This is a genomic window from Flavobacterium piscis (assembly GCF_001686925.1).
In the GTDB taxonomy this organism is placed as follows: Bacteria; Bacteroidota; Bacteroidia; order Flavobacteriales; family Flavobacteriaceae; genus Flavobacterium; species Flavobacterium piscis.
Genome location: NZ_LVEN01000027.1, coordinates 47,433 through 61,792, shown reverse-complemented (window position 1 = coordinate 61,792; position 14,360 = coordinate 47,433). Strand labels below are relative to the sequence as shown.

Sequence of the window (14,360 nt, the reverse complement as noted above, 5' to 3'; positions counted from 1 at the left end):
AATTTCTATAATTATTCAATACAAACATACACCTGAATTTGCTACAGGTGTATGCTGAAAAATCTATCTCTTATCTTTTTCTAATTTATAAAGAGCAGTAACCTCATTGTCTGTAAGAGCTGCATCATAAATTCTAAATTCGTCCATTAGACCAGTATAGTTAAGCATCCATCCGTCAGGACTTCCCCATGGAGCCCCTAAATGCTGTTGAAAACCTCCAATGATGAACTTTGAAACTTCAGAATTACCTAATTCTCCAAAAGGACCACCACCTGTTAATGGGTCGCTAGCATATCTTTTTGAAATAGACGCAGGCAAATCTAATTTTTGACCATCAATATAAATACTGTATATAGAACTTGTACCATTGTAGGTCCAGACTAAATGTTTCCATGTACCATACATATTATTCAAAACATTTGCCCCTCCATGTTCTATAAATTGTCCTGCCCAGGGAATGCTAGGTGTTACATCTTTTTGAATATGATTTTTCATTAACATTGTTGTTGCAGGACCAGTTCCTTCAATCATTGTGAAAATATTTCCCCAAAAATCAGTTTTCTTAGGAAGCATGAACAATGATTGAGCTCCACCTGTATGCGGATTTGTTTTTATCCACATTGAAACAGTAATGCTTTTTAAATCACTTACAGAACTTGCAACATTATTATAAGCTATAAATGAAGTTGAAGAACCTTGATATGCTTCACCTTTTATTCCAGCTCCATAAGTAACGTTTGTTCCTACCCCATTTGTAATTCCATTTTTAGAATCTTCTAAATTTCCCTCAAAACTAAATTTGGAAACTAAGTGTGAAGCTGCAACTTCGTCAGAACTTTCATACCCGCCAATTGACTCGTACGGAATTGGACTATTTACTTTATCAATACTATCCTCGCAGCTGATCAAAAATGATGAAGCCAAAACAAAAGAAAGTAATAAAATAGATTTATTTGTTTTCATTTTAATTATTATTAAGGATTAGTAACCAGGATTTTGAGAAGACAAACCTTTTGCTTCATTTAAGAATGATTCAGGAATTGGGAATAACTCGTTTTTTCCTTCAGTAAACACTTTACCGTCTGCTTGAAAAGCTGCTTTTGCTTGACCAGTTCTCACTAAATCAAAAAATCTATCAAACTCAAATGCCAATTCAACTCTTCTTTCTCTCCAAATAGCCTTTCTAATATCATCCTGTGACGTAAAAGTTGTATTGGCTAGCCCTGCTCTGTTTCTAATTTGGTTTAACAATGGAATAGCCGCACCTGTTTGTCCTAACTCGTTTAATGCTTCTGCTTTCATTAAAAGCACCTCTGCATATCTTAAGAAAATAACGTTAGCATCACTATCATCTGCTCCACTATAGCTTGATGAGTACGCTTTATAACTATATCTTTCATTTGCAACTGTTGTAGGAACTAATTTTCCATCATATAAAGTTGAGCCCCTAAAAATAATTGTTGCTTCTTTCCTAACGTCACCAGGCTCGTAAGCATTTACTAAACTTTGCGATGGTGAATTAAAACCCCATCCCCATCCGCCGGTTCCTTGCGGTGCCTGAACTTGCGAAAATTGTTTAATACCTTTTGCAGGTACAGAGCCTACACCGTTAATTTCAAATATTGACTCTGGCCCATTTTCACCTTCTAATCTAAACATTACAGCATAATTCGGCACTAGAGAATAACCTGTCACCAGATTACAATTATCTACCACATTTTGCCAATTTTTTTGATATAAATTTACCTTAGCCAAAAGTGCGTAGGCTGAACCTTTCGATACTCGAGCTTTCTCATCTGCAGAATATGCTGATTTTAATGGTAACGCTGCTATTGCATCTGCTAAGTCTTTTTCTATAAAGGCGTAAACTTCTGCAACTGGTTTACGAGTAAGCAACATTGCATTATCTTCTGCAGATGACGGATTTGGTAAGTGATCAACAATTGGAACTCCACCATACAATTTTACCAAAGTGAAGTGCATAAAAGCTCTCATAAATTTGGCCTCACCTATTAATCTACCTCTTAAACCTGCATTCGCTTTATTTAGTTGAGGAATAATATTTAAAGCTTGATTACATCTGTTAATTCCAGCGTAATACGCTTTAAAATTGTCTCTAACTGAAGGATTTGATGCATTATACGTTAAAGCGTCTAATATATCTTTATCAGTACCCAAATCACTTGGAGTTGATCCTTTATCAGCGTCATCTGAGGTAATGCTAGTTAATCCAATCCATCCAAAAGATGTCATGTCCCAATCTAAAAACTTACTGTAAATAGCGGTAACAAATGTTGTCGCGCCAGCGTCATTATTAAATAATTCAATGTCACCGGTAGAAATAGACTCTGTTTGGTCTACATCTAAATAATCATCTGCACAGCCTGTAAATAAAAATGCTGTTAATGCAAAGATTGATATATATATCTTTTTCATACTATTAAAATTTTAAATTAGCACCAACAACAAATGATCTTAGAGTTGGATAAGCATCTAGCTCAACACCTTGAGTGCCATATGGATTACCGTCTCCATTTAATTCTGGTGAAAAACCTGAGAATTTTTGGGTAATAAATGGGTTAATCGCATTTACATACAATCTACAATAGCTAATAAAACTATTTTCTTGTAAAGGAAGCTTATAACCTAACGTAATATTATTGATTCTAAAAAAATCACCTGATTCTAAATAAAATGTAGAAGCAATAGGAGTTGAATTAAAAGCCCCAGGATTAGAAGCTGTTTTATTATTTAATGTCCAGAAATCAGTTGCAACTGAATCTTCAATATTTTCACCTCCAAAACGTTGCGCCTTTTTACCATTGTAAACTTTGGCTCCTGATGTACCATATCCGTCTACCGAAAAATCGAAGTTTTTATAATTAACTCCAAGTGTAACGCCGTAATTAGACTTTGGCAGAATTGATCCTACATATTTTTTGTCGGCAACAGCTAAAGCGTCTTGAGTTACTTTTGTCCCATCTGCCTTGTAATAAAGCATTTTTCCATTATCCACATCAAAACCAGCATATTCATATAAATAGAAACTTCCTAATGGTTGCCCAATTGATGAATTATCAAGAAATTTAGTAATTTGACCATTTCCTAAGCTTCCACCTTCAATAGGAGAGAGAACAACATTTTTTAGACCTGTAAGTTCGTTTTTGTTATTTGAAAAGTTACCACCAATCCAGTAAGATAAATCATCATTGATTTTATCATCCCAACGAAGCGAAATTTCATATCCCTTGTTAGAAACTTCTCCAACATGAGCAGGCGAAGCACTAGTAATACCAGACGCCATATATGGCATTACATTTAAAATAACGTTGTCTGTGTTTTTATTATATAAATCAAAAGTTCCTTTTAATCTATTATCTAACAATTCAAAATCTAATCCTACAGAAGTCTCTTCTGTAACCTCCCAAGACAAGCTTGGGTCAATCTGAGAGTTAATTGTTGTTCCTTCATACAAGATAGACCCTCCTAAATATGAAGACAATCCAGAAGCATATCCTTGTCTGTTAAGAGGCACATTTTGATTACCTAATTTACCCCAGCCCCCTCTTAATTTTAACATGTTTATTGCTTTTACGTCAGCCATAAAACTTTCTTTGCTAATAATCCATCCTGCACCAAAAGCTGGAAAAGTTCCCCAACGATAGTCAGTTGCAAAATTTGAAGAACCGTCACGTCTAATTGTACCTGTTAAAAGATATTTGTCCATTAACTTATATTGAAAACGTCCAAAGTAAGAAGCTAATTTTGTTTCGTTAAATACTTCATCTTTGTAACTAGTCACATTTGCAACATAATCTACATCTTTTAATGACCAATAATTAGAATCTGTATTTGCATTTTTTCTAACAATAGTTAGCTTTTGTCTAGGACCTCTTATTGATGTTTCAATTCCAGCTGTTAACTCAACATCATGTATTTTATTAAATATTTTATTAAATGTTAAATAATTTGATAAATTCCAATTAAAGTATTCTTCTCTTCCTTTTGTTAATAAATTGTACGGTATTTTTTCATTAACTACCCTTTGATCAAAATCAGCAGATGTTTTATCTGGATTAGCAGCCAACCAAATACTTTCAGAATCTGAAAAATTGTATTGTTTCCAAGTATAATACTCTCCATTAAATTGTGAAGTAAACTTTAAAGAAGGTAAAATTTCATAATCTAATTTTAAACCTCCTTGTAATGTAACACTTCTCTGCTGTTCATCAAAAAGATCTAGTTGAGCAACAGGATTCCCAACATTATTAATAGCCGTTCCAGTTGTACTTGCAAAACCATTTGCTCCAACTCTCGCTACTCCATATTGACCATTTGCAAAACGTACAGGAACAATTGACGATTGCTTGTAAGCAGTCGTAAAAGCGCTTAAAGGTTTTGGAGTTGAATTTGCAGCAGTTAAACTAAAATTTTGATTTAGTGTAAGCTTTTTAGAAATCTTATATTCATTATTATTCCTAAATGTAGTACGCCCATAGTCTAAACCATTTAAAACTGCTTTCTCTTCATAATTTCCTAAACTGAAAAAATATTTAATATTTTCACTACCTCCTGAGAGAGAAATATTATTTTGTGTATAGGAACCCGTTCTTGTAATGGCATCAAACCAATCCGTATTTACCGGCTGATCCTGCGAATATGTTGTTGATTGCAAAGCAGCGTTTGTATAATAAGAAAACTTATTGCTTCCCGCCATTTTGACTTTTTGTAATGGCTGTCTAAATCCTGCGAAACTCTCTATTTCAACAGATAGCGCTCCACTTTTACCTTTTTTTGTGGTAATAATAATAACTCCATTTGCTGCTCTGGTACCATAAATAGCAAGTGCTGATGCATCTTTTAAAACTTCATAAGACGTAATATCATTTGTATTAATATTATTGATATTTTCCGTTTGCATACCATCAACAATATAAAGAGGATTTCTTCCTCCTAAAGCTGTACCCAACCCTCTAATAACAACAGACGGTGTACTACCAGGAAGATCTGAAGAAACTACCTGAACACCCGCTGCTTTACCCTGAATCGCTTGAGAAGCATTCATTACCTTTGTTCGGGTAATTTCTTCTGATTTAATTGAAGAAATTGCAGTAGTATTATCAATTTTCTTTCTCGTTCCATACCCAATTACCACAACCTCTTTTAAGGCTGTATCCTGAGCGTCTTTTAAAGTAATTGTCATTGGCGCGGCAGTTGCCGGTAGAGAAACCGCATCAAAACCCAACATAGAGACTTTTAATATGTCCCCAGGCTTAGCGTTAATTGTAAAGTTTCCGTCAAAATCTGCATCAGTAGTTGCTCTGGCATCCGAAGAAGCAATAATTGCCCCAGGAATTCCCATTCCGCTACTGTCTACTACTTTTCCTTTAATTGCTTGACCAGACATATATGCTGGTAGTAGCAAGAGTGCTAAAAAGCTAAAAATAAAATTTTTCATACAGTTCGTAATCATTTAAGTTAGTAGAGCCAAATTAAACAATTACAACGTTGTAGTACATCATATACCACTACAACATAGCTACATCATTATGTTAAAACATTATCATATACTAATGATTACCAATGCTTTAAATGTTAAATTAATTTCATTAACATAACGTTATGATGTAGTAATGATGTATTGGAATTATATAAAAAATGATGCTCAAAAATATAAAATCCTTAAAATTTAAATGTGAATCTTACAGACTTAATAAAAATTTTGAGAGATTTTCTTCCTGAGAGAGATTTAATTTCTTTCTTAAGCGATATCGGTGTAGTTCTACCCCTCTAAAAGAGATATTCATCATAGGTGCAATCTCTTTAGAGGAGAGATTCATTTTAAGGTAAACACACAATTTTATATCCTTTGGAGTAAGATTTGGAAACTTTTTAGAAAGATTAATTATAAACTCATTATGAATTTGATTCAGATTGGTTTCAAAAATTTCCCATTCGTGTTTATTTACTTCATTTATTTTAATCGCCTTTCTAATTTCACTCTTCAGCTTATTAAAATCTTTTTCTGAATCAAGAATGCTTTGTATATTTTCAATCATTTCACTTTGTTTAGCTATAGACAAAGATTTACCGGCAACTTCTGATGATTTAGTTTGCAATTCGAGTTCTAAAATATGCTTTTCATATTCCTGAACATTTATTTCATTCTCGGCTTTTAATTCCATTTCAAGAATTTCCCTTTGATGCTTTAATTCTTCTGCCTGCAATTTTAATTTTTGCATATAGCGAAGTTTGTTCCATTTATAATAGAAAAATAATACTGCTCCAATTACAAGTATATATAAAATGACCATCCATATTGAAAAATACCATGGTTTCGCTACATTAAATTCAAACTCTGAAACTTTCTCATAACTGGCACCATTATGTTTGTAAATTATCATAGAGTGACTGCCACTACTTAAATTATTTAATACAATTAATCCTTCTGAGATTTGAATAAAATCTTTATTATTGTTGAGCTTGTAAAATAAATTTGGCTTGCTGGCACCATAAATACCTGAGATTACATTTATCTTCAGTTCTGTATTGTATTTAATCGTAGAATCATCAGAAACTAGGTTATCATCATTAAATGCTTCGATTTTAACATCTGAATTCTGTTTGTTTTCATATTTCAACTGAAGGGAAATAAATCCATCATCCAGATTCAGCAAATAATGATTATTGGTTTTAAAAATTCTTAGATTATCGTTTATTAATTTTCCTTTATAATATTTCTCCTGAATAATATTCCAGACAAATTTATTTCCTGTAGCCAGAATGTGATATAAAATTCCATTTTGAAGTACCATAAAATGATCTTCATCAATAGCCACAACATCAGTTATATCTTTGAAGTTCACATTAAACAATTCATTTTCTTCCAATTTATTCGTTATAGAATTATAAGTATACCATGAATTATTAATTAGAAAAAGAATTTCATTTCTAAACTCAAAAATTTTGACTCCAAAATCATTTTTTATTTTACTTTGCTGGGTAATATTTTCAACTTTTTTAGTCTTATAATTATCATCATATAAAACACGATATAATCCCCGATAATTATCAGCAGCCCAGATTTCATTCTTTTTATTTTGGGCTACATATTTTATGGGTTTCGAAAGATCCTCGATCTTTTTCGTCTCTGTTAATTTTGAAATGTCATCATAAACTAAAACCCCGCTGTATGTTGACTGAAAATAGGTATTACCAATAATGCTTTTTGACAAATTCCATCCACCGCTAACGTTATTGGTTTTTACTAATGCTCCATTATTATAACAAAATGTACCATCATTATGGCCGATGATATACTTATCCTCAATTTTAGTAATATTCCAGGCTTGCCCTTGTGTATTCGGCATCATATGAAATTTCCCCGAATCAAATTCAAATACGCCATGATTTGAGGCTATCAAGTATCCTTTATTAGTTGTTGCTACAGAATAAACGGAACCTAAAAGGCCTGAATTATCATAAAAAAATGAAATTGGAGAATTAACTTCTACATGAGCAATTCCGTTATCTAATCCTAGCCATAAATCATTTTCTTTATCAAAACCAATGCTTAAAATAGAGTTATTCATTAAAACATTATTTCGATCTATATTTTTATAGGTATTTGTTGGGAAATCGTAAATAAAAAGGCCTCTGTTTCCGGTTCCTATAACCAGTTTATTTCCTTTAATAAATTTAGCAACATTGATAGTAGCTGCTTTTAAAGTTTCATTTAAAGGATTATTCCAAGGTCTTAAACCGTCTTTTTCTACTATAAATATTCCCTTTTTTTGTGTGAAAATGTAGGTTTTATTTTCATATTTCTCTATGGCATGTACTACTGTCTTTTTTAATACATTCCACCCTTTAGGATTTGTAATTTCAGATCCATTCATTTTAAAAAGACCTTTTTCTACCGAGGCTACATAAACATCATTATCTACTACGAAGCAATACGATATTAAAAAAGGAAATTTAATTTTCTGAATGTGTTTTCCATCATAAATAAAAACATCATTAAACGACTGAAAATAAATTGATCCGTTGAATCTGAAAATTTTCCAGATTTCTTCATTGTCTTTTTCATCAAACAAACGCAGATTCTTAGTAATCGAAACATAATGCATTTGTCCTTCTTTTCTATACCAATAACCAAATTCCTTATAAGAACCCGAATATATTTTGTCCCCTTCAATCATAATTGAACGGATAATGGTTTTATTAGGTAAAGTATATTTTTCCCACATTACGCCATCGTATCGTAATAAATAGTGATTATTGGCAAAATACATAGCATTATCTTTTCCCTGAGCGACATTCCAGATTTGATTGTCTCCCTGATAATCTGATTTATTGTAATTTTCAACGAAAGGAAGTAATTCTTGTGCTTGTAGTTGTGAAGCAATGAAAAAGAAGAAAAGAAGTTTTAAAAGTATCGATTTCAAAATATTCGGTTTTATCTTCAAAGATACTGACAAATATTTTAATCTTAAAGCATAAAAAAAGCTCCACAAACGAGGAGCTTTTGTAAATTTTAATATGTTTTAATTTTCAAGTAAATGATATACCTGACTCGCAATTTCATATTCTTCATCAGTTGGTATAACCAAAACTTTTGTTCTTGAATTTGGTGTATTAATTTCTCTAATTTCTCTTGAACGGATTTGATTTTTTTCATCGTCTAATTCAATTCCAAAATAATCCAGATCAGTACACACTAATTGACGCATATGCGCTGAGTTTTCGCCAATTCCTGCTGTAAAAACGATAGCATCCAAACCATTTAAAGCTGCTGTATACGCACCAATAAATTTCTTAATACGATAAGCATTCATCAATAAAGCGAGCTGGCAATCCTTATTTCCATTAGCGGCTTCTGTCTGAATGTCACGTAAATCGCTATATCCTGTAAGACCAAGCATTCCGCTTTGTTTTAATAAAATTGAATTCACTTCATCTGCAGAATATCCCAGATTTTTAATCATATAAAAAATTACCGACTGATCAATATCTCCTGCACGAGTTCCCATTATTAGACCATTTGCAGGTGAGAATCCCATAGTATGGTCGATACTTTTTCCGTCTTTGATTGCAGTCATACTGCAGCCGTTTCCTAAGTGAATGGTGATTATTTTTGAGCTCTTCTCTAAATAATCTATTGCTTTTTCAGAAACATATTTGTGGCTTGTTCCGTGAAAACCATAAACTCTAACTTTATTCTCTGTTAAAAGATAATTAGGAATGGCATATTTATGTGCTTCAACAGGAATTGTTTGATGAAAAGCGGTGTCAAAAACTGCTACTTGTTTTGCCGTTGCAAAAATTTCCTCGGCTACATTTATTCCTACTAAGTGTGCAGGATTATGTAACGGAGCCAATTCTGAAAGCTCTTTTATTTTTTCTTTAACCTCTTCTGTAATAATGGTCGTGTCTGAAAAATAACTTCCTCCATGTACCACACGATGTCCAACCGCACCAATTTCTGAAGTAGATTTTATAACTCCTTTTTCAGGATCTAAAAGCATATTAGCCACTTTTTGCAAACCTACTTTATGGTTCGCAATTGGAAGCAATTCTTCTATTGAATCTGATGAAGTTTTAAACGTTACATTTGAAGTTTCTAGTCCAATTCTGTCAATCATACCAGTACAAATTACTTCGTTTGTTGGCATAACCATTAATTGGTATTTTATTGATGAACTTCCTGAATTGATAATTAATATTTTCATTTTTTTCTGTTTTTGCCACAAAGGCACTAAGTCACTAAGTTTTATTTTTTACTAAAAGCCTCAAAGCTTTTTAAATTTATTTATATAGAACTAAATTTGAACGCGGATCACACAGTTTGCTAAAGCAAAACGCAGATAAAAACGTTTTTTTTATGTTTTACCACAAGGGCACTAAGTCATAAAATTTTAATTTAATTTTTAATTCTAAATTTTTAATTAATTTACAATCCTTGCGCCTGAATCGCTGTAATAACTACTGTATTTATAATATCATCTACCGTACAACCACGGCTTAAATCGTTTACGGGTTTGTTTAAACCTTGCAGCATTGGTCCAATAGCTAATGCTCCTGTTTCTCTTTGTACTGCCTTATAAGTATTATTCCCGGTATTTAAATCAGGAAAAATAAGTACACTCGCCTGCCCTGCTACTTCAGAATCCGGCATTTTACTTTTACCAACTGCACGATCTACTGCGGCATCGTATTGAATTGGGCCTTCAATTTTTAAATCCGGACGTCTTTGTTTTACAATTTCGGTTGCAGTTCTTACTTTATCTACTTCATCTCCTTTTCCTGATGAACCTGATGAGTAAGAAAGCATGGCAATTTTAGGCTCTATTCCAAAGGCTGAACTTGACTCTGCGGAAGAAATCGCAATTTCTGCCAATTGTTCTGCTGTTGGGTTTGGGTTAATAGCGCAATCCCCAAAAACAGAAACTCTGTCTTCTAAACACATAAAAAATACCGATGAAACTACAGATGAATTTGGTTTTGTTTTAATGAATTGAAGTGCTGGCAATATAGTATGCTGAGTTGTATGAGCAGCACCTGATACCATTCCGTCAGCATGACCTTTGTATACCATCATGGTGCCAAAATAAGATACATCTTCCATTAAATCCCTTGCCATTGTAATACTTACATTCTTCGCTTTACGAAGCTCATAATATGTATTGGCATAATCTTCATAAAGTTCAGATTCTTTTGGATTGATGATGCTTACTTTCGAAAAATCAAATGAAATTCCTAATTCTGCTACTTTGCTTTCAATTTGTTTTTTGTCTCCAATAATCGAAATATCTACTACATCCATAGCTAATAATCGTGATGTTGCAATGATAATTCTCTCATCACTTCCTTCTGGTAAAACAATATGTTTGCGGTGCTGTTTGGCTCTTTTGACCATATTGTACTGAAACATTTTCGGAGTCATGCCTTCAGCTTCAAAAGTGATTAATCTTTCGGATAAATCATCCATGGCAACAAATTTTTCGAAAGTACTAATCGAGGTTTCAATTTTATGCGTATTATTTGCATAAATTTCAGATTTAATAGCACCAATTTTATTGGTAATATTATAGGTACCTCCATCAACAGCTATAATAGGAACGATGGCTGAAAGTCCTTCTATAAGTTTTAAAATACTTTGTTCAGGAACAATATTTCCTGTTAGAATAATTCCGGAAATAGTAGGATAATTAGCCGATTCGTTAGCTTGTAAAGCTCCCAGAATAATATCTGAACGATCTCCCGGAGTAATTACCAGGGCATTGTCATGCAAGTGAACTAAATAATTATGCAATTGCATGGCACCTACACTAAAATGACCAATTTCGTTGTTTAAGTAAGCGCTTCCAAACAATACTTTTGCATCTAACTGGTTGACAATTTCCTGCATTGTTGGATTATTCAAACTCGAAATCAACGGAATTGTATTGATTAAAACATTCTCCGGTAAGCTTTTTTGTAATCCTTGTGTAACAAGTTCTATATTTTCGAATTGTACTTTATTTGCAATTACAGATAGTACTTCAACCTCTTTTACTTTAAAGGAATCATAGACCAAATAAAGACTATCCACTAACTCTTCTAGTGTTTTTCCAACTCCAGAACCAATAATAATAGTTGGAATACCAAGATTTTTTGCAATTAGAACATTCAAATCTAATTCTATCGAAGTTCCTTCTCCGGTAAAGCTTGTTCCTTCTACTAAAACGAAATCAAAACGTTCTTCAAGTTTTTTATATTTTTCGATAATCAAATCCAGGACTTCGCCTATTTTTCCTTTATTTTTTTTCTTGATCAGTTTACTTTTCGTTATTGCATAAGCATCTTCAAACTTAATATCAAGATTAAAATACGATAAAACGGTCTCGATGTGATTGTCTAATTCTCCATCAACAAAATCCTCTACAATCGGTCTAAAATAACCCACTTTTGCCGTTTTACCAATTAAAATACTCATCAAACCGAGCGTGATAATCGACTTTCCGCTATTGTGGTCACTTGTGGCAATATATACTGCTTTACTCATAATTCATATTTTGAAACTTAACAAATTTTTTAATTATATATAATAAACGCTAAAACCAGCGTCTTTTTTTAAAATAGATTATCAGGGCTATCACCAATAAAACCATTGCGCCCAGCACAATAAAATACCCGTTTTTTGCTTTGAGTTCCGGCATGTATTCAAAGTTCATTCCATAGACTCCAACAATAAAAGTAAGCGGAATAAATACGGCCGAAATAATCGTAAGTGTCTTCATTATTTCATTCATTTTCCGGCTTTGTTCCGAAAAATAAAAATTAGAGGCACTTTCTAATGAACTCATATCCGAATCAATTTGTTCTAAAAGTTCTAAGCTTTTTTGATGCAAACGGATGAAAAAACTAAAAGTTTCTTTTTGAATTCCGTTATAGGTATCATCATCTTTAATTGTTTTTAGATAATACAAAGAATCCCTCAGTGGAATAATCGAACGTTTTAAAAAATTAAAATTATCACGATGATTTTCTATCTTTTCCAAAATAATGGGGTCAGCGCCTTTTTTAGTTAAATTGATTAATTCTTCAATTTTATCCTCTTCGTCTTCAATTGTAATGTAAAAATTCTCCATTACGGCATCTAGTAACAAGTAGAGCAAATAATCTACTTTTTTTGTTCTTACAATGCCTGCATGTGTACGAAGGCGTTCCCTGATATGAGTAAAAAAATCACTTCGTTTTTCCTGAAAAGAAATCAAAATTCCGTCTTTTAAAATAAAACTTATTTGTTCGACACTTATATTATCTGAATATTCAGATGGCAGAAGCGATTTTATATTAAAAAACAAAACATCTTTTTGTTCCTCAAGTTTGGTTCTTTTGGTTGTATTTAAAATATCTGCTAATAAAAAATCATCAAGTTTAAAATGAGCGCCAATTGTTTTGAGTAAATTAATATCATTTAATCCGTGAATGTTAATCCAGTTATTTTTGGTATAATCAATACAGGTATTCAATGCCAAAACAGTAAACTTCTCATATTCAACTACATCTTCATTATCATACACAAAAAGCTGCATCTCGGTTTCATGTCCTTTTTGTGTGCCTGTATACTCTAAAGTGATATGTTGAAGCTTCCGCCCTTTCTTGTATTTGATCTTTCTCATGCAAAAATATTTTCATAGTAATATTACGAAAAAGAATTCGAACGATAAATGACATTTATCATTTTGACAGCATCGGTCTGAAGATATTTAAAAATGAGGCATAAAAAAAGCCGAGTCATTTCTGACTCGGCTTTCTTAATATTTAGTATTAATTACTTAATACTTATTTCACTTCTTCAAAAATAACCAATACTGAAAACCAACAACTTATGAATCAATGGTACAAATATGGAACAAAGTGCTTATTTTATTTCACAAAATAACATATTTCCTTTCTAAAAATCAATCTTTTTAAACTTTATTAGACAGGATTAGTTTGTGAATAAACTAAGTTTTTTTAATTAGAAAGAAATCCTCCTTCATCATTAAAAAAGGAAACTATATCTCCCCTTTTTATCTTTTCTAAAATCTTACTGTTATATTCATTATACTCTATCAGCGTAAAACATAGTCACGAAATAAATAAGGATTGATCATTTAAGTAAACAATAATGTTCCTATAAATGTTGAAGAAATGCTAGGTCATGCATCTGTCAAACAAACCGTAGCGTATGCTATTACAGAGCAAAAGACTATTGGACGTGAAATGTCCCTGCTCAACAAACGACTTAATAAAACTAATGTCAGTATTTCCAAATCAGATTTGGCTATACTGACTTGACTAGAGATGGAAATAAATGAAATTTAAAAAAATATAACATACCTCATCTTCTTAAGTTCATTTGTTTCAAAGCAAAATAAAAAGAGGCTATCTCATTTATTGAGATAACCTCTTTTCTATAATTCAACTTCACTTTTATAACCTGGATGATAAGATCAATATTCTACATCCAAAACGAGAATGTGTCAGATGTTGGGAAGATATTCAGTATTAAAGATTTAATGACAGTTCAATTTTCCGGAGTTCAAAATCAAAAAAATAGATCCTGCTACCTCTGTTTTTTTTAAAAGAAGGCTCATAGCGCAGGTAACCGTAATCATGCAATTCATGCATGCATTTATGATAGGTATATTTAGAAGATATCTTGGCAACAGGTGCCAGTTCATGCCTGAAGATTTCAATAGGATTGATAAAACCCTTAAGGGAACGGCATCGCAGCAGGGCCGCATAAATGGCAATATGGGTGCTGCTGATCCGATAATCCTTTTCAATCACCGAAAAGAAATCCGATAAGGGTTTTACACTTTCCATCA

General features: G+C 32.3%; 8 protein-coding genes. All 8 read right to left on the bottom strand.

All coding sequences use genetic code 11. The annotated features are described in order from the left end of the window. Window positions 1–63 precede the first annotated feature (63 nt). The 8 genes from FLP_RS10855 to FLP_RS25120 all read right to left on the bottom strand — a co-directional run bounded on the left by FLP_RS10855 (window position 64) and on the right by FLP_RS25120 (window position 14,358). A complete protein-coding gene (locus FLP_RS10855) occupies window positions 64–963 on the bottom strand; it encodes a LamG domain-containing protein (protein WP_065449538.1) in 900 nt (299 codons plus the stop codon). Window positions 964–981: 18 nt separating this feature from the next. Continuing rightward, on the bottom strand, window positions 982–2,436 hold the full coding sequence (locus FLP_RS10850) for a RagB/SusD family nutrient uptake outer membrane protein (RefSeq protein ID WP_065449537.1): 1,455 nt from the start codon (window positions 2,434–2,436) through the stop codon (window positions 982–984). 4 nt (window positions 2,437–2,440) lie between these two features. Beyond that, window positions 2,441–5,407: a SusC/RagA family TonB-linked outer membrane protein gene (locus FLP_RS10845; protein ID WP_243397566.1), complete on the bottom strand. Its 2,967-nt coding sequence runs from the start codon at window positions 5,405–5,407 to the stop codon at window positions 2,441–2,443. 295 nt (window positions 5,408–5,702) lie between these two features. Beyond that, a complete protein-coding gene (locus FLP_RS10840) occupies window positions 5,703–8,447 on the bottom strand; it encodes a helix-turn-helix and ligand-binding sensor domain-containing protein (protein ID WP_065450248.1) in 2,745 nt (914 codons plus the stop codon). A gap of 99 nt (window positions 8,448–8,546) precedes the next feature. Then, on the bottom strand, window positions 8,547–9,731 hold the full coding sequence (locus FLP_RS10835; protein ID WP_065450247.1) for an acetate/propionate family kinase: 1,185 nt from the start codon (window positions 9,729–9,731) through the stop codon (window positions 8,547–8,549). Between the two features lie 221 nt (window positions 9,732–9,952). After that, window positions 9,953–12,046 (bottom strand): phosphate acetyltransferase, encoded by a 2,094-nt coding sequence (pta, locus tag FLP_RS10830; RefSeq protein ID WP_065449535.1) that lies wholly within the window; start codon window positions 12,044–12,046, stop codon window positions 9,953–9,955. A gap of 49 nt (window positions 12,047–12,095) precedes the next feature. After that, a complete protein-coding gene (corA, locus tag FLP_RS10825; RefSeq protein ID WP_065449534.1) occupies window positions 12,096–13,166 on the bottom strand; it encodes a magnesium/cobalt transporter CorA in 1,071 nt (356 codons plus the stop codon). 871 nt (window positions 13,167–14,037) lie between these two features. Further along, window positions 14,038–14,358, bottom strand: a complete 321-nt coding sequence (locus tag FLP_RS25120) for a hypothetical protein (RefSeq protein ID WP_083195846.1) — start codon at window positions 14,356–14,358, stop codon at window positions 14,038–14,040. Between the last annotated feature and the right edge of the window lie 2 nt (window positions 14,359–14,360).